The organism is Nocardia sp. SYP-A9097, from assembly GCF_009649815.1.
In the GTDB taxonomy this organism is placed as follows: domain Bacteria; phylum Actinomycetota; class Actinomycetes; order Mycobacteriales; family Mycobacteriaceae; genus Nocardia.
Genome location: NZ_WJIC01000003.1, coordinates 245794 through 268897, shown reverse-complemented (window position 1 = coordinate 268897; position 23104 = coordinate 245794). Strand labels below are relative to the sequence as shown.

Here is a 23104-nt window from a genome sequence, read left to right as displayed (position 1 = left end):
GCAGTTTACCCACCGGTAGATCAGAGTCGATGAGCCGCCGTACAGCTCACAGTGGCGCGGGTGTAGAACGGGATGATGCGCGCCATCCAGGTTTCCGAAAACGGCGGTCCCGAGGTTCTGCGGCTCAGCGAGGTTCCGGACCCGCAGGTCGGGCCGGGGCAGTTACTGGTGGAGACCGAGGCTATCGGCGTCAATTTCATCGACACCTATATCCGGAGCGGGTTCTATCCCACGTCGTTGCCCTACATTCCGGGCGCCGAGGGCACCGGCCGGGTGACCGCTCTCGGGGCGGATGTCACCGACTTCCGGGTCGGCGATCGGGTGGCATGGGCGGCCGCGCCCGGGAGCTATGCCGAGAAGGTGCTGGTGCCTGCGGCTTCCGCGATTCCGGTGCCCGCCGGGGTATCCGCGCCCGTCGCGGCCTCCGCGCTGCTGCAGGGCATGACGGCGCACTACCTGATCGAATCGATCTACAAGCCCGAGGCGGGCGAGACGGTGCTCGTGCATGCCGGGGCCGGCGGAGTCGGACTGATTCTGACCCAACTGCTGGCGGGGCGCGGGGTGCGGGTGATCACCACCGTGTCGACCGATGACAAGGAGAAGCTCTCTCGCGAGGCGGGAGCCTTCGAGGTGCTGCGCTATGACGATGAAATCGCCGCGCGGGTAAGGGAACTCACCGATGGGGTGGGTGTGGCGGCAGCCTATGACGGGGTCGGTAAGGACACCTTCGAGGCCAGTCTGGCGGCGGTGCGAATTCGCGGCATGCTGGCGCTGTACGGCGCGGCGAGCGGGCCGGTGCCGCCGTTCGATCTGCAGCGGTTGAATCCGGCGGGTTCACTGTTCGTGACGCGGCCGACGCTGGCGCACTACATCCGTAATCGCGCCGAATTGCTCTGGCGCGCAGGCGATATCATGAATGCCATTGCCGATGGATCGCTCAATGTGCGGGTGGGGGCGAGCTATCCGCTGGCCCATGCCGAGCAGGCGCATCGAGATCTGGAGGGGCGCAAGACAACCGGGTCGGTTGTGCTGCTGCCCTGACTTATTCGATATCGCGGCCGGTGAGGCCGCGGTAGATGAAACTCGTGAGCGCGTCGACGGCCTCGGCATCGGTGAGTTCCAGCGCACCCTCTTCGACGGCCTGCAGCAGACCGCTCGTCGCCAGGAACATCATGGCCAGGCTGGCGTCGACGCTGCCCGGAAGTTTCAGCCCGGCGGCGGCGAAGCCGTCCAGATGATCGGCGATATCGGCGCGCTGTTCCGCGCCGAAACCGGTGACCAGCTGGGCGAATTCCGCATTGACCAGGGCGGCCTGGTTCATCGCGCGCATGACCGCCCAGTTCCGGCGAGCGAAACTCCAGTACTGGTCCACGTGGTAGCGGACCGCCGCCGGATCAGTGAAGTCCGGATTGTGACCCGGCGCCTCGGCCGAGGTATCCCCCTCCACCGCAAGGTCTTTCAGCAGCGACTGAAGTAGTTCCTCCTTGCTCGCGAAGTGGTTGTAGAACGAGCCCGCCGCGCGGCCGGCCGCGGCGGTGATGTCGGTGATCTTGGTGTTCAGGTAGCCGCGTTCGGCGAACAGTCGCCGCGCGGCGGATTTGAGCGCCTCTTCGGTCTCGGTCGACCGCTCCTGACGGCGTCCGGCCATTTCGACCACCTCCTTGACAGCGGAAACTACCACCCATAATACTGAATTCACATTCAGTGAATATCGATTCAGTTTCAGGAGTTGTCATGTTTCCGCAGGTACTCATCGCGGGTGCGGGTCCCACCGGCCTCACTCTCGCCATCGATCTGGCGCGTCGCGGTGTCGCGGTGCGCATTGTCGACCACGCCGACGCGTTCTTCGACGGGTCGCGGGGTGACGGGATCCAGCCGCGAACGCTCGAGGTCTTCGACGATCTCGGGGTGCTGGACGCGGTGCTGGCGGCCGGGATACCGCAACCGCTCATGCGCATTCATCTGGGCGGGGAATTGGTCGCGGAGCGGCGAATGACACCGCCGCGCGAGGCCACTCCCGATGTGCCGCATCCGAATCCGTGGGTGCTCGGGCAATCCGATACCGAGGGGCTGCTGCGGGATCGTCTGGCGGAATTCGGGGTCGAGGTCGAACTCGGCACGGGTGTAGCGGAATTCGTGGCGGACGAGGACGGGGTGACCGTCACGCTGGCGCACGGCGATGCCACCGAAACGGTACGGGTGGCCTATCTCGTGGGCGCGGATGGCGGGCGCAGCACGGTGCGCAAGGTGCTCGGTATCGCGTTCGAGGGCACCACCGATGAGTCGATTCGCATGCTGCTCGGGGATGTGCGGGCCGATGCGCTCGATCACGAGTTCGGGTACTGGTTCGCAAATGCCGAGAATCCGATGGCCGGAATCGCCATGTCGCCCTTGCCCGGTGGGCGCAAGTTCCAGTTCATGGCGCCACTCGACCAGGACACGGGCACGGATCTGGCGGCGTTGCAGCGGCTTCTGGAAGAGCGCACCGGCCGGACCGATATCGTGCTCAGCGAAGCGAGCTGGTCGACGGTGTGGCGGCCGAATATTCGCCTGGCGGAACGCTTTCGGGTGGGACGGGTGTTCCTGGCCGGCGATGCCGCACATGTGCATCCGCCGACCGGCGGGCAGGGGTTGAACACCGGGGTGCAGGATGCCTACAACCTCGGCTGGAAACTCGAAGCGGCGCTGCGGAATCCGAGGGCCGGGAGCGAGGCGCTATTGGATTCCTATGAGGCCGAGCGGCGTTCGGTGGCGGCGCGGGTGCTGGGGTTGAGTTCGGCACTGCTGGACAAGACCGTCAATGGGGATGCGGACGCCATGGATCGCGAGGGGACGCAGCAGCTCGATATCAGCTATCGGGATGTGGTCGCGGGCAATGACTCCGGCGATCCGGGGACTCGCGAGCTCATCGCCGGGGATCGCGCGCCGGACGCACCACTGGTCGATGCCGCCGGACGGAGGCTCACACTGTTCGAGGCGTTCCGGGGGCCGCAGGCGACGCTGCTGATGTTCGGTGGCGAGCCGGTATCCCCGGGCGAGATGGACATGCTCGCCGGGACCCAGATCCTCTCGGTGGTTCGACCGGGGACGGATTGCACCGGTGTCGAACTGGTCGATTTCGCTGGTCACGCGTATCGGGCATACGGTGTCGGCGATGGCGCTCGGGTCCTGGTTCGGCCCGACGGTTATGTCGGATTCCTGACCCGCTGATCCACTCCGTCGACATCCTGAGCGGTTGGTCCATTTCGTCCGCAACCGGCCGGTAAACCGCCCCGGGCGCGACAACACCACACACCGTGCAGAATGATCTTGCTGCCGCGCAAGACGATTCGTCGCGACCCCTTACGGGGACACCGTAAGGTAGTCGCGGCGACCGTTCGGGCGGCCGGCAGGTAGAGGCATCGGTCAGAGGTGGTCTTGGATGTTGGTGAAGGTCCGCAACGACGACCCGTCGCGGCTGTCGGGCACCGAACGCACCGTGGTGAATTGGCTCAAATCGTGGAGCGGTCCACACGCCGTGCCAGGTATCGCGATCGTGCAATGCCAGGACGCCGATATCGTGGTGTGGACGCCGCAGACCAGTGTGGTGCTGGGGGTGCACGCTTTCGCCGAGCGGGTCACCGGAACCCTCTCCTGCGCCGAGGACGAGCCCTGGACGGTCGACGGCAAACCCGCCCCCATCGACGGTGACGCCGATCCGCTCGAACGGGTGCGCCGCCAGACGATGGAGTTGGCCGCCCAACTCCGCTCTGCGCCCGGGCGGAAGAACGTTCCGGTCAGCGGGCTGGTGCTGCTGGTCCCCCAGCTCGGCAGTCGCGTAAAGCTCGAAAAGGGCACGCTCCCACCCGGAATCGACGTCCTCATCGGCGACGGGCCCTCATCCCTGCGCAATTACTTCACCACCCTCGCCGAGGGTGCGGCGCCGTCCTGGGATGCCGCGCAGGTGGGCCAGGCCCTCGGCGCGCTCGGATTCGCCGCCGCCGCAACGTATTCCGATCTGGTCTCGGAGGGCTTCCCGCCGCCGGAGTCGGCGCGCAGCTCGGCCCTGCCGATGTCGGCCGCACCGACGGTGGTGGTGCCCTCGGTGCCCGTACAACCCGAGCCACCGGCCACCCCGCCCGGCCGGCAGGATGCGACCCGCGGCTCCGAATCACCCAGCGGCCCTGGCGGTTCCGGCACCGGGTCGCCCATCGACTCGGGCGGTTCCCGCCGCTCCGAAGGTCCGGGCGGCTCGAGCGGACGGCGCAGCTCCGGCGGCCAGGGCAGCACGAGTGAAGCGGCAGCGCCCGGCAGCGAAGGCGCACAACAGTTCTCCTCCACCGGTCGTCGTGCCGCGAGCGCGGGCGCGGGAGTCGCGGGTGCCGCAGCAGCGGCCGCCGCCTACCGCGCCGTCACCGGCTCCTCCGAACCACAGGACCGGCCACGCACCGACGCGCCCCGCGGCCCAGCCGCACAGGGTTTTCCGCAGAGCCAAGGCGGGCAAGGCTTCCCGCCGGGCTCAGCCGGGCAGGGTTTCCCGCAGGGCCCGGCCCCGCAGCAGGCCCGGCAGCCCCAGCCTGGTAGCCAGGGCAACCCGCCACCCCGTCAGCAGGCCGGTCCCCCCGTCGAATCGAACCCACAGGCAACCTATTCCGCCGCCCCCTCCCAGCCCTCGCCCCCCGGCTTCCCGCTCTGGTCGAACCAGCCGAACTCCCCCACGGCCGCCGACCGCCCGCGTCGCCGCAAAGACCTCCCGATAGTCCTCGGCATGATCGCAGTGCTCCTCATCCTCGCCGTGGCCGCCATGTGCACCGGCGGCAGCACCAGCAGCACCGACAAGAACAAGCCCACCCACCAGACCTCCACCATCAACCGCCCCTCGGCAACCCCCACCACCGACCCCACCATCCCGAAGACCACCATCGCCCCCGCCTGCTTCCCCCTCGACCCCAACTGCTGATCTCCCCACCGATATTCGTCTCGAGGATATGGACCGAGAATGGGCCACGACCCTCCCGATCCACGAGCTGATCGGCTCACCGGTATAACCCCGCTCGGCATACGTCGCGGCGCTACGGACGCGATCTCCCGTCATCCCGGCGTGCTTTTGGCCGGGATCCACACCTGAATCGACTCAGCTGATTTCGGCGGATTCCCGCCAAAAGCATGCGGGAATGACGGGGGTGGCCGACGACATCGCGACGTCATTTTCGGTAGTCGGCGCGGCGGCCGTAGCGGGATCGGGCGCGGGCATGGGCTGCGTTCAGCAGGTCGTTCACCGCGGAGGCGGTGCGGGGACCGGGGTTGACTACCGAAAGCCATCCTGTGGAGGTGTAGATGGGGTGCGGGAAGAGGGTGTCCACCGCGCTCGGGTCGGTGGAGTGGGTGGCCGACTCACGTGGGGAGTACCCCAACTGGGCGGTGAAGGCTGCTGTGCCCACGTGGATGTTCAGGCGGAAGGTGTTGGGGCGGTTGAGGTTCGAGCCGCTGTCGTCTGGATAGTCCTTGGTGATGATTGTCGCGAAGGGCTGGGTTGTGGTGGGGACTTTGCCGTCTGGGGCGTAGTAGAAGAAGTTGTCGCCCCAGGCGATTTCGGGGTATGCGGGGTCGCCGGGGGCGGGGGCCAGATTGAGAATGCCGGGCAGGGAATCCAGATGGGCGATGAGTTCTTCCAGCGTCATGTGTTCTAGCGTTACATTCATGTCCTTGTGGAGGGTTGCGGCTCGAACCTGGAGGTGCCAGTGTGGAAAGTCTCCATTCGGGGGTATTTCGCACCGCTGATGTGGGGCGATTGTCGGGGTACTCCGTGCAGCAGGTGCGCAATCTGGAGCGGGATGGGGTGTTGCCGCCGGCGGGTCGGACGGGTTCGGGGTATCGGGTCTATGACCGGTCGCATGTGTTGTCGGCTCGCGCCTACCGGGCGCTCGCGGCTGGGACGGGGCCGGTCGAGGCCAAGCGGGTTATGCGCGCCGCGCATTCGGACCCGGAGGGGACGCTGCTCGCCATGCTCGATGCCGCACACGCTCAACTCGATCGGGAGCGACGCGATCTCGAATCCGCGAAGGAGGCGGTACAACACATCGCCGCGGAGCCGGTCAGGGATGTGCGGGCGGCGGATTCGATGTCCATCTCGGAGTTGGCGGGCGCGCTCGGGATTCGAGCTTCGACGTTGCGGCATTGGGACGCAATGGGATTGGTCAGCCCGGGGCGGGGCACACCAGCGGAGGCGCGGACGTACACGCCCGCGGATGTACGCAGCGCACGAATAGTTCATCAGCTCCGATTGGCCGGTTACGGCATCACAGCGCTGCGGGACCTGATGCCGGAGCTGCGGGCCGCAGGTCGCGGCGGTGACCTATCGACGGGGCTCGATGCCCGAGATGCGAGTATCCGAGCGCGATCGCGCGCGCTGCTCGCGGCTGCGGCCGAACTCCACGCCCTCCGCACTCCCCCGCCCGTTTGACTTGCATGTAATCACGCAGGCACCTTCTCGACGTTTACCGGCGCCATTACATGCATGTTGCATCAGCGCGGGATGGTCAGCGTGGGATTGGGGTTGGGGCGGGAGCGAACGGTGGCGTCGGTGGCTACCGTGGCGGAGGCGCGCGCACCTAGGCGGCCGTCCTTCTTGTAGACGACGGGCATGCCGGCGAGAATGGCGTAGGCGCGGTCTCGTTCGACCAGGTATTCGCGGGCGCCCACATTGAAGACGTACATTTCGTCGTTCTCGGTGATGGTGCGGTCGTCGAGACAGAATGTGCCCCACCGCCAGTCGGACTCGAAGAACGCCTGAATGGTTTGCCGCGCCTGCTCGTACGTCACGCCCAAGGTCTCGGTTCCCAACCCTCATCGGTCACTGGTGTCGGTTATGGCACTGGATAACGCATTGTCCCTCATGGTGTTTGCTGTGGGTGTACTCCGAGAGCGGCGAGTCGGGTTCCGGTGGAAGGGAATCGCAGACCAGATGGTCCCGAAGCAAGCGTTCGATCGATGTTGCCGGGTCGTCGCCGGATAATTGTGGAATGCCCACATTTCTTGGGGCACCGAATCTTTGGGCAGTACATCGCGCGTCGGCGAGTTAACACGCAGTCGAGCCGGTCCGATGTCCAAGTAGTCCTCCCGCACTACGGGATCAAGGGATCCGAATGCCTGGGCAGAGACGGCATGTTCGGTAGGGACACTGTTATCCGGATGGTTACCGGAACAACTTTCGAGGGGATTCGATGAAAGCCACCATTGCTGTGCTCACGGCCGGCCTGGCGCTGATGCTGAGCGGATGCGGTTCCAGCACAACGCAATCCGCGGATCCGACGACTACCCGCTCGGTCACCGCCCCGGCGACAACGGTCACCAAAGCGACGCAACCGGCTGACCAGTCCGAACAGCCGGGCACCCAGCCCGGCCAGTCCGTACCGACCACCGACGCACCCGTGGTCGTACCCGGCCCGGCGACGACGATCACCGAGCGCCCTGCCTCGACGACCCCCGTCGCCGCCCCGAACGGCAGCGGCCACGGCCTCTGCTTCGATGTGAACTCCGGCCTCGCCAACCAGGCTATGAACCGCCTGGCCGCCACCGCGTCCGGCCCCTGGCAGGTGTACGGGGGCAGCGGTGACGCGATCGCCGACGGCTGCGACGGTGTCCTGTCGTATCTGGTCGCCACCTCGGGCAATATCCACCCGTACACGCACATCCTCTTCTTCACCAATGGCACCTACCTCGGCACCGCCACCTCCCAGCCGTACGGCTACACCTCGGTGACGGGCAAAACACGCAATGTGGTGTCGGTCGACTACCGCTGGCTGAAATCCAACGAACCCCTCTGCTGCCCCGAGGGCGGCCCGAGCACCGTCACCTTCACCCTGAGCGGCACGACGGTCCAGGCCAACGGCCAGTTCCCGCCCAACTGATCCGCCCTCGCGGCGGTAGGCATTCGACATCACCGCGGGTTCGGCGAGCTGTCGTTGTCAGGTTCAGAGGCGAACCGCATATATCTTCATTGGTGCAGGTTTCGGGGCTGGTGAGGAGAGAGCGGGTGCTATGCACTGGGATCAGATGAGAGATACGCCCGAGGATCTACGTAAACGGGCGACCCGGTTACGCAGGGGCATCGGGCAATTGGGGATTCTGGAATCGATTATCGCGGCCGCCGAAGGACCGTGGCTGGGAGCCATGGACGCCGATGGGCGCGGGGCCGCGGAGTTGCGGATGCATCTTGCCGGGAAATACCGGCTGCTGGTCGTGGTGACCAGCGCGGGGAAAATCAGCCTGGTGCATGTGAATTCGCTGGTGAAGGGGGATGGCGGGGAGAAGATCCTGTCCACCAAGACCGCGCTGCGCAAGGGTTTCGGCGAGGAGAAGATGCCGCGGCCGCAGGAATGGGTGGAGTACGCGGTGCGGTGGGTGTCGGATGTGAGCGGGGAGGTCGATCAGCGGGCCGTAGTGGAGTGGCAATTGGCCGGAGCCGACCGGAAGCTGACCACGGTGACCGATGTGATCGAGAGCCTGCGGATCAGCCTGCGCGAGCAGGAGAAGGTGCGCGATGAGCGCGCCGCCGAGGTCGCGGAACTCAAGGCCGAGCTGAAATACCTCAACTCGATCGCCGACCGGCAGCCCGCGGTCATCGCCGAACCTCGGCCCGCACCCGTGGCGGAGCCCGCACCGATCGTCGAGTCTCAGCCCGCTGCCGAGGAACTCGTCCCAGAGCGCGTCGGCGCAGCAGCCGTATAACGAAAACCGCCGCTGGACTCGGAGTCCGGCGGCGGTTCTTGTTCGAGAGCGTGAGGGTCAGCCGAAGGCGATGTGGCCCAGGGTGTTCCAGCCCATGACCGAGTCGACGGCCAGGCCGCAGAAGACCACCGCGAGGTAGTTGTTCGACTGCAGGAACAGGCGCAGCGGCTTCACGGGCTCGCCGCGACGGACGCCGGAGTAGAGCTGATGCGCCATGAGCAGGAACCAGGCACCGGCGGCGATGGCCACGGCGGCGTAGATGGCTCCGGCGGCGGGTACCAGGGCGAGCGTGGCGAGCACGGTCAGCCAGGTGTAGATGACGATCTGCTTGGTGACGACCTCTTCGGTGGCGACCACCGGCAGCATGGGCACGCCCGCGGCCTTGTAGTCCTCCTTGTAGCGCATGGCGAGCGCCCAGGTGTGCGGCGGCGTCCAGAAGAAGATGATCAGGAACAGCACGATCGCGGGCCAGCCGATATTGCCGGTGACCGCGGACCAGCCGACGAGCGCGGGCATACATCCGGCCGCGCCACCCCAGATCACGTTCTGCGAGGTGCGTCGCTTGAGCCCGAGCGTGTAGACGAAGACGTAGAACAGAATCGTCGCCACCACGAGCACGCCGCTGAGCAGATTCGCCTGCCACCACAGCCACGCGAACGAGCCCAACCCGAGCGCGATACCGAAGATCGCCGCATTCCGGGTCGGTACCGCTTCGCGCGCGAGCGGCCGCTTGGACGTCCGCTTCATCACCTTGTCGATATCGGCGTCCGCCACGCAGTTCAGCGTGTTCGCCGAGGCCGCACCCATCCAGCCGCCGAACAGCGTGACCAGGATGAGCCTCAGGTCCGCCTCTCCGCGATTAGCCAGCAGCATGGTCGGAATCGTTGCCACCAGCAGCAATTCGATCACGCGGGGCTTGGTGAGCGCGATGTAGGCGAGTACCCGACGGACGCCCGCGGACAGCGGTCCGCTGCCCGTGACGCGGTCGGCCAGCACCGTCCCGGAGGAGCCGTGAGCGCCACCCGGCTGTTGCCCAATCCGCACTGTTTCTCCTCGCACGCCGTGCACTTGATCCGGTCTGGAACTAGCAGCGCGCACTGCCGTTCCCTTGGAGACAAGACTGTGCCGGCGCGGCTACTACTACAGAGCATGGTAGACCCACGGCGACCGTGCTCTCGTCCAGGTCCGGCCCGGGCGCACCGAGATATGTCCGCGACCACACTCGGGAGTGGTCACGAACCGATCCGCGCGAGGTGACGAAGTACGACACGTCGGCCGGTGAACGCGGGTTCCCGCGTGGCGTGGAATCGCCCACCTTTAGGGTGGTGGGTAGTCCGGTGCGCCGCACCGCGCATCGTCCCCGCCAAGCGAAGCCGCCGACAACCCAAGTGTTGACGAGAAGGTCAGGAGAACCTCGGTCGTGTCAGTCACAGACGACATCCGCGCCCTCACTCAGCCGCATCACCCCACCGACTGGTCCGACGTGGATACCAGGGCCGTTGATACGGCTCGTATCCTCGCCGCGGACGCGGTGCAGAACGCCGGAAACGGTCACCCGGGCACCGCTATGAGCCTGGCACCGTTGGCGTACACGCTGTTTCAGCGTGTGATGCGTATCGATCCGAGCGATCCGGAGTGGGTGGGCCGCGATCGTTTCGTGCTGTCCTGCGGCCACTCCAGTCTCACCCAGTACGTTCAGCTCTACCTGGCGGGCTTCGGTCTGGAGCTGAACGATCTCGTCAATCTGCGCAAGTGGGGTTCGCTGACCCCGGGTCACCCGGAGTACCGGCACACCAATGGTGTGGAGATCACCACCGGTCCGCTGGGTCAGGGTCTGGCTTCGGCGGTCGGTATGTCGATGGCCTCGCGTCGTGAGCGCGGGCTGTTCGATCCGGCCGCGGCACAGGGTGAGAGCGCGTTCGATCACTTCATCTATGTCATCGCCTCCGACGGTGATCTGGAGGAGGGCGTCACCTCCGAGGCGTCCTCGCTGGCGGGTACGCAGCAACTGGGCAATCTGATCGTCTTCTACGACGACAACCGGATCTCCATCGAGGATGACACCCGCATCGCCTTCACCGAGGATGTGGCCGCACGCTACCGCGCCTACGACTGGCATGTGCAGGTCGTCGAGGGTGGCGAGAATGTGACCGCTGTCGAGGAGGCTGTCGCCGCGGCGCAGGCCGTCACCGATAAGCCGTCGATCATCGTGCTGCGCACCATTATCGGCTACCCGGCTCCCACGAAGATGAACACCGGCAGCGCACACGGTGCCGCGCTGGGCAAGGACGAGGTCGCCGCGACCAAGAAGGTGCTGGGCTTCGACCCGGAGCAGAACTTCGAGGTCGACGACGCGGTGATCGCGCACACCCGCGGCCAGGTCGCCGATCGTGCCAAGGCCGCCAAGGCCGTGTGGCAGGGCCGTTTCGACGCGTGGGCCGCGGCCAACCCGGAGAACAAGGCGCTCTTCGATCGCCTGCAGACCCGCAGCCTGCCGCAGGGCTGGGCCGAGTCGCTGCCGACCTGGCCCGCCGATCCCAAGGGCATGGCCACTCGTAAGGCGTCCGGCGCGGTGCTCGCGGCGCTGGCCCCGGTGCTGCCGGAACTGTGGGGCGGTTCGGCCGACCTCGCGGAGTCGAACAACACCACCATGCCGAACTCCCCGAGCTTCGGCCCGGAGGACATCTCCACCGGTATGTGGAAGGCCGACCCGTACGGCCGCACGCTGCACTTCGGTGTGCGTGAGCACGCCATGGGCTCGATCCTCAATGGCATTGCGCTGCACGGTCCTACGCGTCCGTACGGTGGCACCTTCCTGGTGTTCTCCGATTACATGCGGCCCGCGGTGCGGCTGGGCGCGCTCATGCGCACCCCGGTCACCTACGTGTGGACGCACGACTCCATCGGCCTGGGCGAGGACGGTCCCACGCATCAGCCGATCGAGCATCTGGCCGCATTGCGCGCCATCCCGGGCCTGAATGTGGTCCGTCCGGGTGACGCCAATGAGACCACCTACGCCTGGCGCACCATCCTGGAACGTGACTCCTCCGAACGGCATTCGCATTTCGTGCCCGCGGACGCGCCGCACCAGGACGGTCCGTCGGCGCTGGCGCTGACCCGTCAGGATCTGCCGATCCAGGAGGGCACCTCGTACGAGGGCGTCCGCAAGGGCGGTTACGTGCTGGCCGAATCCTCCACCGCCACACCGCAGGTGATCCTGATCGCCACCGGTTCGGAGCTGCAGCTGGCGGTGGACGCGCGCGCTACGCTCGAGGCGCAGGGCGTCGGCACCCGCGTGGTGTCCATGCCGTGTGTGGAGTGGTTCGACGCGCAGGATCAGTCCTACCGTGACGAGGTGCTGCCGCCGTCGGTGAAGGCCCGGGTCACGGTGGAGGCCGGAATCGGCATGCCGTGGTACCGATTCGTCGGCGATGCCGGTGAGATCGTGTCCATCGAGCATTTCGGTGCCTCGGCCGATTACAAGACGCTGTTCCGCGAGTTCGGCATCACCACCGAAGCTGTGGTCGAGGCCGCCAACCGCTCGCTCACCAAGGTGAAGGGATAAGCACTCATGACTCAGAACACCAACCTCGCGGCGCTGTCGGCCGCAGGGGTATCGGTGTGGCTCGACGATCTCTCGCGGGATCGCATCAAGTCCGGAAATCTTCAGGGCCTGATCGATACTCGCAGCGTCGTCGGTGTCACCACCAACCCGACCATTTTCCAGGGTGCGCTCTCGCAGGGGCATGACTACGACGCTCAGGTGCGCGAGCTCGCCGCCCGGGGCGCGGATGTCGATTCCGCGATTCGCACCATCACCACCGATGATGTGCGCGCGGCCTGCGATATCTTCGCCGATGTCTACGCCGCCTCCGGCGGTAAGGACGGCCGCGTCTCCATCGAGGTCGACCCGCGACTGGCGTTCGATACCGATGGCACGGTGGCGCAGGCCGTCGAGCTGTGGAAGATCGTGGACCGCCCGAATCTGCTCATCAAGATTCCGGCGACCGAGGCCGGTATTCCGGCCATCTCGCGGGTGATCGCCGAGGGCATCAGCGTGAATGTGACGCTGATCTTCTCGGTCGAGCGGTACCGCGCGGTCATGGGCGCGTACCTCGGCGGTCTCACCGACGCGCACACCGCCGGGCATGATCTGGCCAAGATCCATTCCGTCGCTTCGTTCTTCGTCTCCCGTGTGGATACCGAGATCGACAAGCGCCTCGAGGCGATCGGCACCGCCGAGGCTCTCGCGCTGCGCGGTAAGGCCGGAATCGCCAACGCGCGCTTGGCCTATGCCGCGTACCAGGATGTATTCGACGGTGGCGCACACACTTCGGTGTTCGCGCGGCTGCGGGCCTCCGGTGGCGCGAACGCGCAGCGCGCGCTGTGGGCTTCTACCGGTGTGAAGAATCCGGAGTTCCCGGACACCATGTATGTCACCGAGTTGGTGGCGCCGAACACGGTGAACACGTTGCCGGAAAAGACTCTTCAGGCCGCCGCCGATCATGCCGAGATCACCGGCGACACCATGTCCGGCACCGGTCCGGCGTCGCAGCAGGTCTTCGATCAGCTCGTCGCGGTGGGTGTGAATCTGGACGAGGTGTTCGGCGTGCTCGAGGTCGAGGGTGTCGACAAGTTCGTGAAGTCCTGGGAGGAACTGCTGGTGGCCACCACCGAGCAGCTCCAGGTAGCCGGAGGCAACTGACCGTGGCAGACCGCGCGGCGACAACGGCCACGAGGGGGAACCCGCTCCGCGATGGACGGGACAGCCGGGTTCCCCGCATCGCCGGACCGTGCAGCATGGTGATTTTCGGGGTAACCGGTGACCTGTCGCGGCGCAAACTGCTGCCGGCCATCTATGACCTGGCGAACCGGGGGCTGCTGCCACCCGGTTTCTCCCTGGTCGGGTTCGCCCGGCGGGATATGAGCGATGAGGAATTCGCCGCCCTGGTGAAGGATTCGGTCAGCTCCTCGGCGCGTACCCCGTTCCGTGAGGAAGTGTGGGAACAGCTGCGGGAGGGATTGCGGTTCGTTCAAGGCACTTTCGAGGACGCTGCCGCATTCCACCGGCTGGCCACCACGCTCAAGGATCTGGACCGGGATCGCGGGACCGGCGGCAATCATGCCTTCTACCTTGCGATTCCGCCCACCGAATTCCCGGTGGTGCTCGATGAGCTCTCCAAAAACGGCCTGGCACAACCGAATCTGGCGCAGGCCGGGCAGACCCCGGCCTGGCGGCGCGTGGTCATCGAGAAGCCGTTCGGACATGACCTGGAGAGCGCTCGCGATTTGAACGCGCTGGTCAATCGGGTGTTCCCGGAGTCGTCGGTATTCCGTATCGACCACTACCTGGGCAAGGAGACGGTGCAGAATATTCTTGCACTGCGCTTCGCGAACCAGCTGTGGGATCCGATCTGGAATGCCAATTACGTCGATCATGTGCAGATCACCATGGCCGAGGACATCGGATTGGGCGGTCGCGCAGGGTATTACGACGGTATCGGCGCGGCTCGCGATGTGATCCAGAACCATCTGCTGCAGCTGCTCGCGCTGACGGCGATGGAGGAGCCGGTCAGCTTCCAGCCCAAGCAGTTGCAGACCGAGAAGATCAAGGTTCTGTCGGCGGTGAAACTCGTTGAGCCGCTTGACGAGACGTCCGCGCGCGGGCAGTACACCTCGGGGTGGCAGGGTAGTGAGCCCGTCGTGGGGCTGTTGCAGGAGGAGGGTTTCGACCCGAATTCGCGCACCGAGACCTATGCCGCGATCACCCTCGCCGTGGAGACGCGCCGCTGGGCGGGGGTGCCGTTCTATCTGCGCACCGGAAAACGCTTGGGCCGCCGCGTCACCGAGATCGCGGTCGTGTTCAAGCGGGCCCCGCATCTGCCGTTCGATCAGACCATGACCGAGGAGCTCGGGCAGAACGCCCTTGTCGTTCGCGTCCAGCCGGATGAGGGCATCACCATGCGATTCGGGTCCAAGGTACCCGGGTCCAGCATGGAGGTCCGCGATGTGAATATGGACTTCAGCTACGGCGAAGCCTTCACCGAGGACTCCCCCGAGGCGTACGAGCGGCTCATTCTCGATGTGCTGCTGGGTGTTCCGTCGCTCTTCCCGGTCAACGAGGAGGTCGAATTGTCCTGGCGCATCCTCGATCCGGTGCTCGCGCACTGGGCCGCCGACGGTAAACCCGACCCGTACGAGGCCGGCATGTGGGGTCCGGAATCCGCTGACGAAATGCTCGCGCGCAGCGGGCGGGAATGGCGGCGACCGTGATCATCGATATGCCCGATACCGATACCCGCGAGGTATCCAAGCGGCTCATCCAGCTGCGCGAGGCCAACGGTGTGGTCACCATGGGCCGGGTGCTGACCCTGGTGGTCTGCACCCTGGACAGCTCCGAGGCCGAGGGCGCGATAGACGCCGCCAATGACGCCTCGCGCGAACATCCTTGTCGCGTAATAGTTCTCGCACGCGGTGACCGCAATGCGTCCACGCGCTTGGACGCACAGATCCGGGTCGGCGGCGATGCCGGCGCGGCCGAGGTCATCGTGCTGCGCCTGCAGGGCGAACTGGTCGCGCACGAGAGCAGTGTGGTGGTGCCGTTCCTGCTGCCCGACACCCCCGTGGTGGCGTGGTGGCCGCGCGGCGCACCGGACTTCCCGTCCAAGGATTCGGTGGGACGTCTTGCGACCCGGCGCATTACGGACGCGACGTTCGCGCCGGACCCGCAGGACGCCATCAAGAAGCGGCGCGGCAGCTATGCGCCCGGCGATACCGATCTGGCGTGGAGCCGGATCAGCTATTGGCGGGCACTGCTGGCCGCGGCCCTCGACGAGGCTCCGTTCGAAGCCGTTGAGTCCGTGACGGTTTCGGGCCTGCGGGAGGAACCCGCCCTGGACATGCTGGCCGGCTGGCTGGCCGCACGCCTGGACTGCCCCGTGGTGCGCCGAATCGGTGAGCTGAAGGTGGAGATGCGCCGCGCGTCGGTCTCCATCTCCATCGCCCGCCCCCAGCACGGCCGCACCGCCACCCTCACCCGCACCGGCGAACCCGATCAACGATTCGCCTTGGCGCGCAGGGAAACTCGTGACTGCCTCGCCGAAGAATTGCGGCACCTCGATGCCGACGACATCTACGCCGAGGCGCTGACCGGAATCGAAAGGGTGACCTATGAGTAAGCCCGCCGTCGAAACCTTCGGCACCCCGGACGAACTCGTCCAAGCCGCCGCCGCCCGCTTCGTGGTGCAGGTGGTCGAAGCCCAGCGCCTGCGCGGCTCCGCCTCGGTGGTCCTCACCGGCGGCGGCACCGGCATCGGCCTCCTGGAATGGGTACGCAAAGCCCCCGGCGACATCGACTGGTCCAACCTCGACATCTTCTGGGGCGACGAACGTTTCGTCCCCACCGGAGACCCCGAGCGCAACGACCTGCAAGCCCGCCAGGCATTGCTCGACCACGTCCCCGTCGACCCTGCCCGGGTCCACCCCACCGAAACCTCCAGCGGCGACTACCCCGACGTCCTCGAGGCCACCGGCGAGTACGCGGCCACCATCCACGCCCACCTGGCCGAACACGGCGCATTCGACGTACACCTGCTCGGCATGGGCGGCGAGGGCCACATCAACTCCCTCTTCCCCCACACCGCCGCCACCCGCGAGGAACACGATCTCGTTGTGGCGGAAACACATTCACCCAAGCCGCCGGCGGTCCGCATCACCCTCACCCTGCCCGCCATCCGCAAGGCACGTCACGTGATGCTCATCGTCGCAGGCGAGGCAAAGGCCGCAGCCGTAGCCGCAGCCCTCAATGGTGCTTCCCCCCTCGATGTTCCGTCCGCCGGAGCCATCGGCACCGAATCCACCACCTGGCTCCTCGACGAAGCCGCAGCAACGGACCTCCCCCGCTAGCTTCGCCTTCACCCCCGCCAAAGCCGAGTCCCCCACGGGCGACTCGGCTTTCGCATCTACCCACCCCTCCGACCTGGCACCGCTTACGATCACTTCCCCGGCTGCACCACATCCATCACTGAGCCAGCCAGGTCGCCAGAGCATCGATCACCATGATCACCCAATGCACCGGCGCCGCGAAACGCCGGGACCACGAACCGGCCCGGTGGCATGTCGCGATTCAATATCATGACGATCATGTGGAGCGCGGCCGCAGATCTGGAGTTACTGATCGAGCGGCTAGCCGAGGCAGACGGCGCGTCCGACAAATCCTCTGCCTGTGCTCTTTCTCGACGTCGACGGCCCTCTCATACCCTTCGGCGGGGCACCCACGGGTGCGCCGCCGGGGTCACCGCCCGCACAAGAACGGCTGGATGGAGCGAACCCTCTTGTCGATCGAATCGACCCTGGCCTTGGGCCGTTGCTGTCGGCACTGCCCTGCGAGTTGGTGTGGGCGACTACCTGGATGCACGAGGCCAACCATGCTGTCGGTCCCGTGTTGGGATTGCCCGTGCTGGCGGTGGTGGAATGGCCGGAGCGGGCCGACTATCGGATCGACGAATGGTTCGGATTGCATTGGAAGACACGCACATTGGTCGAGTGGGCTGCCGGGCGGCCATTCATCTGGATCGATGACGAGCTCGGCGATGGCGACCAGGATTGGATATCCGAGCACCACCGAGGTCGAGCTCTCCTGCATCGCGTACACCCGCGGATCGGACTGCGGCACAGCGACTTCGCCACGTTCAGACAGTGGCTCGCAACGGTACTACCGCTGACTCAGCAGAACTCCACTGCCGGCCGCGGCCTTGGCGATCCCAATAGCGCAGGCGGCGACAGCAGTGAACGGTGACGACGCCCGGCTCAAATACTTGGCGGTAGGCGGTCGGCTCGAAAATATCCAGCCTTACGTCGAAACCGAAACGCGTACGGTCGGGGCCGCCGTGCAACCGCCGGGTACCAACCGTGGCTACGTCACCTTCGATGTCCTAGTGAGGTTCTGCGCGTGATGTCGCTCCGCGCGTCCTTGACCCTGCGTCGGCGCACCACCGCGAAGCGGATTCCTCCGCCTCGCACGGGGAATGGTCCCGGGGCCTTCGTAGCCGAATACCATGCGGGACAGCACGTTCGGTCGAGGTTCGGGAGAATCAAGACAAACGCGGCAGTGCTGGTGGCGTCGCCTGTCGTACCCGACCTTCGCTCCCCCATCAGGCGCGCTCTCGCACCTTCCAGCCGGGCTGGAAGGTTGTGGGAACGTTCAAACCAACACCCTCACGGGACCCTGGACGATCGATCACTGGGAACTGAGGGTTGGATTTCGGGCTTGGGTTCAAGGGTTCGGCATTCTTCGTCGGCATGACGGGCTCGGCAGGCTGATCCGTCGATCGGACGCAGTGCACACGGCCGGTACCCAGGGGGGCACCGGCCGTTGGTCCTGGTGGGCAAACGGATCTACTCCAGTTGGCCTAGATTCGAAACCTGTTCTAATTTGGGGGAATGCAGGGGATGACTAATCGGAAGTTCGCGCTGAGAAATGTCCGGGTATTCGACGGACGACAGGTCGGTGAACCGACCACCGTCGTTATTGACGGGTCCGTGATCGGTAGCGATGCGGCGGGTGCCGAGGTCGTCGATGCCGGGGGTGCGGTTCTGGCGCCGGGATTCATCGACGCTCATGTTCACCTCGACAATGTCGAGACGTTGGATGTGTATGCGGCACACGGTGTCACCACCGCATTCGATATGGGCTCGCTGAGCGCGGAACTGGTTGCGGCGCAGCGGGATCGGATCGGTACTGCGAGTATGCGCAGTGCGGGACTGCCGATCGTCGGCTCCGCGGACGCGCATGCGAATGTTCCCGGTATCGAGGACGTTCCGGCTGTTCGCGGCCCCGAGGATGCCGAAGCCGCGGTGGCGCTGCGGCTGGCCGCGGGCGCGGATTACATCAAGATCCTGTTCGAGGCGGGCGACGACGGGCTCGATCCGGCGATCATGAAAGCCGTTGTGGTTGCGGCACATGACCATCGGGTGCAGGTGGTCGTGCATGCCACGTCGCCGGAGGCGTACACGATATCGGTGGATGCGGCGGCGGACGTTCTCACCCACGTCCCACTCGGCCTGCGGTTGTCCGAGTCCGTGATCGGACGGATCGCGGTCGAACGTACGGTCGTCGTGCCGACCTTGACCATGATGGAAGGGTGCGCCGAATCGCTCGGCTACGGCGGCATGTTCAAGGCTTCACTGCAGAACGTGGGGGCACTGCACGCCTCCGGTGTCCCGGTGCTTGCGGGCAGCGATGCAAATGAGACTCCGGGTGTCCCATTCCATCCGGCGCACGGCGCGAGTCTGCACCATGAACTCGAACTGCTTGTCCAGGCGGGTCTTTCGACCGTCGACGCCCTGAACGCGGCCACCGTGCTGCCCGCCCGCCACTTCGGATTGACGGACCGTGGCACGATTGCCCCCGGCCTGCGCGCCGATCTGGTGCTGCTCGACGGGGACCCCGTCGCCGATATCCGCGCGACCCGCGCGATCCGTGGAATCTGGTGTGGCGGAGTCCCGATGGACCCCGTCGGCAACTAACCGGGCGGATGGAGTAGTTGACCGATGAGGCACGTCCGTGCCGCCGAACTCGTTGTCCAGGAACAGCGGTGTCGCCGCACGCAGCGGTTCCTCGGCGTACGCAGCGGTTCCTCGGCGTACGCGCCGGTGAACAATAACGTCTCGGGGTCGGCGGTGGCGAAGAGCGCCGCGTCCACCGGCATCACTCGCCGCACCGAGGCCGGCAGTTGCGGTTGCAGTTCGCCGACATCGAGCCCGCCATGACAATGGCGGACCAGGTCGCGCACGGCACGGGTCGTGCGAGCTGTCCTCGGCACATCCCCCAGTATCCTCGGCCGATCCGGGTATGGAACCCCACCAATGTGGGATGGTCCACCGCGCGCACCGGATCGACGATCAACTCATGACAGACAATGACACCACCCAGAACAAGCAACTCGTCGAGACGTTCATCCAGGACCTGTTCACCAAGGGCGATCTGGACGCCGTCAACCGCTACCTCGACCCGAATTTCGTCAACCACGACGCACCGTTCCCCGGCGCCTCGGCCGGACCGGAGGGTATGCGGCTCGCTGCCGCGATGTTCCGCGCGGCGCTCCCGGACTGGCACAGCGACATCGAACAACTCATCGCCGAGGGCGACCTGGTCACCGAACGCTTCACCGCCCGCGGCACCCAACGGGGAGAACTGATGGGCGTTCCCGCCACCGGCAAGACACTCGTCCTCACCGGCATCCAAATCTTCCGCATCGACGGTGACCGAATTGTCGAACGCTGGGGCCGGCTCGACGAGGTCAGCCTGCTCCACCAACTCGGCCTGATCCCCAGCTGATCCGGTCTCCGGGTCCGGGTGGGCCCCACCATGACCGGCGATCATGCCGGAATGGTGATGCTGATCCACCCGGGTCTGCGCGTGTACCCGCGAGAGCTCTTCCCGGACTGGGCAATCGAGCGCATCCACACAGCAATGGCCGGTTCGAAGGGCGCGGGGGACGTCCCGGTAGGTTGGATCAGTTTCGACCGATGATGACGGGAGCTTTCGCCGATGGCATCCATACGCCACGAGATCTTGATTGATGCTGCGCCGCACCATATTTGGGATGTCATTCGCGATGTCGGGAATGTGCATGAGCGGTTGCTGCCCGGGCGGGTGGCCGGGACGCGGGTTGAGGGCGTCGAGCGGTTTTTGAGCTTTCCGGATGGGCATGTGATTCGGGAGTTGATCATCGATATCGACGAAGAGGCGCGACGGCTGGCTTATGCCGTTGTGGAAGGGGCGCGGCCCGCGCTGGACTTCCATCATGCTTCGTTCGAGGTTTGTGACGAGGGTGCGCGGGGGCGGCTGGTGTGGATTACCGATGTGCTGCCCGAGTCCGCCGCTGCCGAGGTGCGTATTCGGACCGAGTTCGGGATCAGGGAGATGAAGCAGGCGATCGAAGCCACCGCGGAGTGAGTGCGCGTCCCGCCGATTCGGTTGCCGCTGGGGGAAGATGCCTGGCATGAAGGTAATCCTCTTCGGCGGGACCGGCATGATCGGGCAGGGGGTACTCGATGAGTGCCTCCGGGACGAGCGGGTGGAGCAGGTGCTCGCCGTGGGGCGGGGAGCGCTGGCGACCGCGAATCCCAAGCTGCGTGAGTTGGTGGAGGCCGATCCGACGGATTTGTCCGCAGTCGCCGGTGAGCTGGCGGAGTTCGATGCCTGTTTCTTCTGCCTCGGGGTCTCCTCGGTGGGCATGAAAGAGGAGAAGTATCGGCGGATCACGTACGACCTGACATTGCGGGTCGCTCGCACCTTGGCGGATGCGAATCCCGGGCTGACGTTTATCTATGTCTCCGGGCAGGGCACCGACAGCACCGAGCAGGGCCGCTCGATGTGGGGCCGGGTGAAGGGTAAGACCGAGAACGATCTGCTCGCACTTCCGTTCCGGGCGTACATGTTCCGCCCCGGATTCGTGCAGCCGATGGACGGCGCGGTCTCCAAGACCCCGTTGTATCGCGCCGCGTACGCGCTCACCGGACCACTGATCCCGCTGTTGAAACGGCTGGCACCGAACGCGGTCAACGACAATCGCGAGATCGGCCGCGCCATGATCGCCGTCGCGGCCTCCGGGGCGGACACCCGCGTGCTCACACCGCGGGAGATCAGTGCGCGAGCTACGCCGTAGCGAATGGTTGAAAGAAGTTCGCCCGGTTGTCGCCGGCGCCGCGTATTGTGGTGCGGCCGAACGCATTCGCTCCGAGATTGCCCGTCACGGTGACCGTCGCGGAGCGGATGCGCTGATTCGCGGTCGAGCCGCACTGGGAACGGAGATGCCGATGCAGTACACGAGCTTCGTCGATGTTCTGCTCATTCTGACGCGGGGGGATGAGGTGTTGCTGGCGCGGCGGGCCAATACCGGGTATTCGGACGGGTTGTGGAATCTGCCGTCCGGGAAGCTGGACGCCGGGGAGGACCTGGAGGCGGGGATGATTCGGGAGGCGTGGGAGGAGATCGGGATCGAACTGTCCCGCAAGGACATTCGGATGGCGAACGTGGTGCACTATCAGCCGCCGGATGAGCAGACCCGGATCGGCTTCTTCTTTCACGCCGATAGCTGGTCGGGTGAACCCTTCAATGCCGAGCCCGACAAGTGTTCGGACCTCCGCTGGTTCGCTCGCGATGAGATTCCCGCGGACACGGTTCCCTATACAAGTATCGGATTGGATCTGTTCCGGCGCGGTGAGCATTTCGGCCTGGCAGGCTGGACAGTGACGGCCGAGTCAGCCAGGAACGCGAGCGAGATTGGCTGATACCGGCATTCGAACAGCAGGGCGGTGGATCATGGCGGTATTCGTCGTTGGGCTCGGCATTGCGCTTTTGCCCCGAGCCAATCCGGACAAACCGCCATTCGATCCGGATACTGTGCCCGGCACCCAGGTGGTATGGGTGACCGCCCCGGCGGGCGAGGCGCGCGGCACCCTGGAGTTATGGCAGCGAAACCGGTTGCGGGACTGGAAGCGTAGCTTCGCGGTATCCGCCTGGGTAGGGGCCGAGGGGATCTCCAGGCATGCGGCGGAGGGCCGGGCTTTCACCCCCGAAGGCACCTTCGCCTTGACCGAGGGTTTCGGCCGACTGCCCGATCCAGCCGCGCAACTCCCCTATCTCGCGATCGACCGCTCCAATACCCTGTGGTGGGTATCGGATCCGGAGAGTCCGCTATACAACCGTTTTCCCGCGGTCCTGGGCGCGGGTTCGGCCTTCTTCCTGCACGGCGATATCGGCGTACCGACGGCCGGGTGCGTCGCGGTTTCCGAGGATGTCGTGCGTACCCTGCTCGCCACTCTGCAACCGTCCCGGCGGCCCGTCATAGGTATGTACGCGAGCTGAAAAATGCTCCGGCCCAAACAATTCGGGCCGGAGCAATGGTTATCGAAATCAGACGCACATACCGTTGAGATTCACGGCATCGATTGTGGTCTGGCCGACGGCGGGCCGCGTATCCGACGAATCGTCGAAGTAGAAAGCACTCACCGTGTGCTGCCCCTCGACCCCCGGAATCCAGAGAATGCTCGCGGTGCCATCGCTGACCGGCACCGTGCCGACCACATTGCCGCCCATATTCGGCAGGTGGCTGGTGAACTCGACATACCCGCGCGATACCGGTGTGCCATCAGCCATTTTCACCGTGGCGACCGCGGTCTGCCCGCAGCCGACCGAGGCGATTTTGACCGGCCCGACCGATGCGCCGGACATGGAGACCGACAGATTCGGCGCGCCCGCCGCCTCCGCCTGCGGTGCGAGCGCCGCCACCGTCACTGCCAGACATGCCGCCGCGACCGCTGTTCCGGCCCCGCGTGAAATTTCCAATCCGCTCATCGTGCCCCGTCTTTCGGATGGACCAATCGTGGA

General features: G+C 65.9%; 25 protein-coding genes. 19 read left to right on the top strand and 6 right to left on the bottom strand.

Annotated features, from left to right (window positions below; translation table 11 throughout):
* Positions 1-75: 75 nt before the first annotated feature.
* The gene (locus tag GFY24_RS08595; RefSeq protein WP_153804729.1) at positions 76-1041 is read left to right on the top strand and encodes a quinone oxidoreductase; all 966 of its coding nucleotides are present in this window, start codon (positions 76-78) and stop codon (positions 1039-1041) included.
* A gap of 1 nt (position 1042) precedes the next feature.
* Here the strand turns inward: GFY24_RS08595 and GFY24_RS08590 are convergent, their stop codons facing one another.
* On the bottom strand, positions 1043-1681 hold the full coding sequence (locus tag GFY24_RS08590; protein ID WP_309230618.1) for a TetR/AcrR family transcriptional regulator: 639 nt from the start codon (positions 1679-1681) through the stop codon (positions 1043-1045).
* 53 nt (positions 1682-1734) lie between these two features.
* Between GFY24_RS08590 and GFY24_RS08585 the strand changes: the two genes are divergently transcribed.
* Together GFY24_RS08585 and GFY24_RS08580 are read left to right on the top strand one after the other, a co-directional pair.
* The gene (locus tag GFY24_RS08585; protein ID WP_153804448.1) at positions 1735-3210 is read left to right on the top strand and encodes an FAD-dependent monooxygenase; all 1476 of its coding nucleotides are present in this window, start codon (positions 1735-1737) and stop codon (positions 3208-3210) included.
* Between the two features lie 211 nt (positions 3211-3421).
* Complete coding sequence (locus tag GFY24_RS08580) at positions 3422-4939, top strand: hypothetical protein (RefSeq protein WP_153804447.1); 1518 nt, start codon at positions 3422-3424, stop codon at positions 4937-4939.
* A gap of 244 nt (positions 4940-5183) precedes the next feature.
* Here GFY24_RS08580 and GFY24_RS08575 read toward each other — a convergent pair whose 3' ends face one another.
* Positions 5184-5660: a DUF6194 family protein gene (locus GFY24_RS08575; protein WP_153804446.1), complete on the bottom strand. Its 477-nt coding sequence runs from the start codon at positions 5658-5660 to the stop codon at positions 5184-5186.
* A 62-nt stretch (positions 5661-5722) separates the two neighbouring features.
* On the opposite strand from GFY24_RS08575, the gene GFY24_RS08570 reads away from it, so the two are divergent.
* A complete protein-coding gene (locus GFY24_RS08570) occupies positions 5723-6442 on the top strand; it encodes a MerR family transcriptional regulator (protein WP_309230617.1) in 720 nt (239 codons plus the stop codon).
* Between the two features lie 62 nt (positions 6443-6504).
* On the opposite strand, the gene GFY24_RS08565 is transcribed toward GFY24_RS08570, so the two are convergent.
* A complete protein-coding gene (locus tag GFY24_RS08565; protein ID WP_153804444.1) occupies positions 6505-6822 on the bottom strand; it encodes a hypothetical protein in 318 nt (105 codons plus the stop codon).
* Between the two features lie 380 nt (positions 6823-7202).
* Between GFY24_RS08565 and GFY24_RS08560 the strand changes: the two genes are divergently transcribed.
* Together GFY24_RS08560 and GFY24_RS08555 are read left to right on the top strand one after the other, a co-directional pair.
* On the top strand, positions 7203-7889 hold the full coding sequence (locus GFY24_RS08560; protein ID WP_153804443.1) for an LppP/LprE family lipoprotein: 687 nt from the start codon (positions 7203-7205) through the stop codon (positions 7887-7889).
* 145 nt (positions 7890-8034) lie between these two features.
* Positions 8035-8709, top strand: coding sequence for a hypothetical protein (locus GFY24_RS08555; protein WP_153804442.1), 675 nt, complete (start codon positions 8035-8037; stop codon positions 8707-8709).
* Between the two features lie 57 nt (positions 8710-8766).
* On the opposite strand, the gene GFY24_RS08550 is transcribed toward GFY24_RS08555, so the two are convergent.
* Positions 8767-9753, bottom strand: a complete 987-nt coding sequence (locus GFY24_RS08550; RefSeq protein WP_375336018.1) for a heme o synthase — start codon at positions 9751-9753, stop codon at positions 8767-8769.
* Positions 9754-10129: 376 nt separating this feature from the next.
* On the opposite strand from GFY24_RS08550, the gene tkt reads away from it, so the two are divergent.
* From tkt to GFY24_RS08515, 7 genes are all read left to right on the top strand, one after another.
* Positions 10130-12274, top strand: a complete 2145-nt coding sequence (gene tkt, locus GFY24_RS08545; RefSeq protein ID WP_309230616.1) for a transketolase — start codon at positions 10130-10132, stop codon at positions 12272-12274.
* Positions 12275-12280: 6 nt separating this feature from the next.
* Positions 12281-13414, top strand: a complete 1134-nt coding sequence (gene tal / locus GFY24_RS08540; RefSeq protein WP_153804441.1) for a transaldolase — start codon at positions 12281-12283, stop codon at positions 13412-13414.
* A 2-nt stretch (positions 13415-13416) separates the two neighbouring features.
* A complete protein-coding gene (gene zwf, locus GFY24_RS08535; protein ID WP_309230615.1) occupies positions 13417-14982 on the top strand; it encodes a glucose-6-phosphate dehydrogenase in 1566 nt (521 codons plus the stop codon).
* Positions 14979-15887: a glucose-6-phosphate dehydrogenase assembly protein OpcA gene (opcA, locus tag GFY24_RS08530; protein ID WP_309230680.1), complete on the top strand. Its 909-nt coding sequence runs from the start codon at positions 14979-14981 to the stop codon at positions 15885-15887. The genes zwf and opcA overlap by 4 nt, the downstream gene beginning before the upstream one ends.
* Positions 15880-16614 (top strand): 6-phosphogluconolactonase, encoded by a 735-nt coding sequence (gene pgl / locus GFY24_RS08525; RefSeq protein ID WP_153804439.1) that lies wholly within the window; start codon positions 15880-15882, stop codon positions 16612-16614. The genes opcA and pgl overlap by 8 nt, the downstream gene beginning before the upstream one ends.
* Before the next feature lie 535 nt (positions 16615-17149).
* Entirely contained in the window at positions 17150-17506 is a 357-nt protein-coding gene (locus GFY24_RS41735) for a hypothetical protein (RefSeq protein ID WP_228566104.1), read from the top strand.
* A gap of 653 nt (positions 17507-18159) precedes the next feature.
* Positions 18160-19236 carry an amidohydrolase family protein gene (locus tag GFY24_RS08515; protein ID WP_153804438.1) on the top strand — a complete coding sequence of 359 codons (1077 nt, stop codon included), beginning with the start codon at positions 18160-18162 and terminating at the stop codon, positions 19234-19236.
* Here the strand turns inward: GFY24_RS08515 and GFY24_RS08510 are convergent.
* On the bottom strand, positions 19233-19532 hold the full coding sequence (locus GFY24_RS08510) for a hypothetical protein (protein WP_194852786.1): 300 nt from the start codon (positions 19530-19532) through the stop codon (positions 19233-19235). The two genes, GFY24_RS08515 and GFY24_RS08510, sit on opposite strands and share 4 nt — an antisense overlap.
* Positions 19533-19618: 86 nt before the next feature.
* On the opposite strand from GFY24_RS08510, the gene GFY24_RS08505 reads away from it, so the two are divergent.
* The 6 genes from GFY24_RS08505 to GFY24_RS08480 all read left to right on the top strand — a co-directional run bounded on the left by GFY24_RS08505 (position 19619) and on the right by GFY24_RS08480 (position 22582).
* A complete protein-coding gene (locus GFY24_RS08505; protein WP_153804437.1) occupies positions 19619-20047 on the top strand; it encodes an ester cyclase in 429 nt (142 codons plus the stop codon).
* A gap of 30 nt (positions 20048-20077) precedes the next feature.
* A complete protein-coding gene (locus GFY24_RS08500) occupies positions 20078-20242 on the top strand; it encodes a hypothetical protein (protein ID WP_153804436.1) in 165 nt (54 codons plus the stop codon).
* Between the two features lie 18 nt (positions 20243-20260).
* Positions 20261-20668: an SRPBCC family protein gene (locus GFY24_RS08495; protein WP_153804435.1), complete on the top strand. Its 408-nt coding sequence runs from the start codon at positions 20261-20263 to the stop codon at positions 20666-20668.
* 46 nt (positions 20669-20714) lie between these two features.
* Positions 20715-21380, top strand: coding sequence for an NAD-dependent epimerase/dehydratase family protein (locus GFY24_RS08490; RefSeq protein WP_153804434.1), 666 nt, complete (start codon positions 20715-20717; stop codon positions 21378-21380).
* Positions 21381-21531: 151 nt separating this feature from the next.
* Positions 21532-22005, top strand: coding sequence for an NUDIX domain-containing protein (locus GFY24_RS08485; protein WP_153804433.1), 474 nt, complete (start codon positions 21532-21534; stop codon positions 22003-22005).
* Positions 22006-22036: 31 nt separating this feature from the next.
* Positions 22037-22582 carry a L,D-transpeptidase family protein gene (locus tag GFY24_RS08480; protein ID WP_153804432.1) on the top strand — a complete coding sequence of 182 codons (546 nt, stop codon included), beginning with the start codon at positions 22037-22039 and terminating at the stop codon, positions 22580-22582.
* Positions 22583-22630: 48 nt separating this feature from the next.
* Here the strand turns inward: GFY24_RS08480 and GFY24_RS08475 are convergent, their stop codons facing one another.
* Positions 22631-23071, bottom strand: coding sequence for a hypothetical protein (locus tag GFY24_RS08475; RefSeq protein WP_153804431.1), 441 nt, complete (start codon positions 23069-23071; stop codon positions 22631-22633).
* Positions 23072-23104 lie beyond the last annotated feature (33 nt).

Bases quoted from the DNA above. Each gene is read 5' to 3' on its own strand.
- GFY24_RS08595 (WP_153804729.1), top strand. From the start codon at position 76: ATGCGCGCCATCCAGGTTTCCGAAAACGGCGGTCCCGAGGTTCTGCGG.
- GFY24_RS08585 (WP_153804448.1), top strand. From the start codon at position 1,735: ATGTTTCCGCAGGTACTCATCGCGGGTGCGGGTCCCACCGGCCTCACT.
- GFY24_RS08580 (WP_153804447.1), top strand. From the start codon at position 3,422: ATGTTGGTGAAGGTCCGCAACGACGACCCGTCGCGGCTGTCGGGCACC.
- GFY24_RS08575 (WP_153804446.1), bottom strand. From the start codon at position 5,660: ATGACGCTGGAAGAACTCATCGCCCATCTGGATTCCCTGCCCGGCATT.
- GFY24_RS08560 (WP_153804443.1), top strand. From the start codon at position 7,203: ATGAAAGCCACCATTGCTGTGCTCACGGCCGGCCTGGCGCTGATGCTG.
- GFY24_RS08555 (WP_153804442.1), top strand. From the start codon at position 8,035: ATGAGAGATACGCCCGAGGATCTACGTAAACGGGCGACCCGGTTACGC.
- tal (WP_153804441.1), top strand. From the start codon at position 12,281: ATGACTCAGAACACCAACCTCGCGGCGCTGTCGGCCGCAGGGGTATCG.
- pgl (WP_153804439.1), top strand. From the start codon at position 15,880: ATGAGTAAGCCCGCCGTCGAAACCTTCGGCACCCCGGACGAACTCGTC.
- GFY24_RS08515 (WP_153804438.1), top strand. From the start codon at position 18,160: ATGACTAATCGGAAGTTCGCGCTGAGAAATGTCCGGGTATTCGACGGA.
- GFY24_RS08505 (WP_153804437.1), top strand. From the start codon at position 19,619: ATGACAGACAATGACACCACCCAGAACAAGCAACTCGTCGAGACGTTC.
- GFY24_RS08500 (WP_153804436.1), top strand. From the start codon at position 20,078: ATGACCGGCGATCATGCCGGAATGGTGATGCTGATCCACCCGGGTCTG.
- GFY24_RS08495 (WP_153804435.1), top strand. From the start codon at position 20,261: ATGGCATCCATACGCCACGAGATCTTGATTGATGCTGCGCCGCACCAT.
- GFY24_RS08490 (WP_153804434.1), top strand. From the start codon at position 20,715: ATGAAGGTAATCCTCTTCGGCGGGACCGGCATGATCGGGCAGGGGGTA.
- GFY24_RS08485 (WP_153804433.1), top strand. From the start codon at position 21,532: ATGCAGTACACGAGCTTCGTCGATGTTCTGCTCATTCTGACGCGGGGG.
- GFY24_RS08480 (WP_153804432.1), top strand. From the start codon at position 22,037: ATGGCGGTATTCGTCGTTGGGCTCGGCATTGCGCTTTTGCCCCGAGCC.
- GFY24_RS08475 (WP_153804431.1), bottom strand. From the start codon at position 23,071: ATGAGCGGATTGGAAATTTCACGCGGGGCCGGAACAGCGGTCGCGGCG.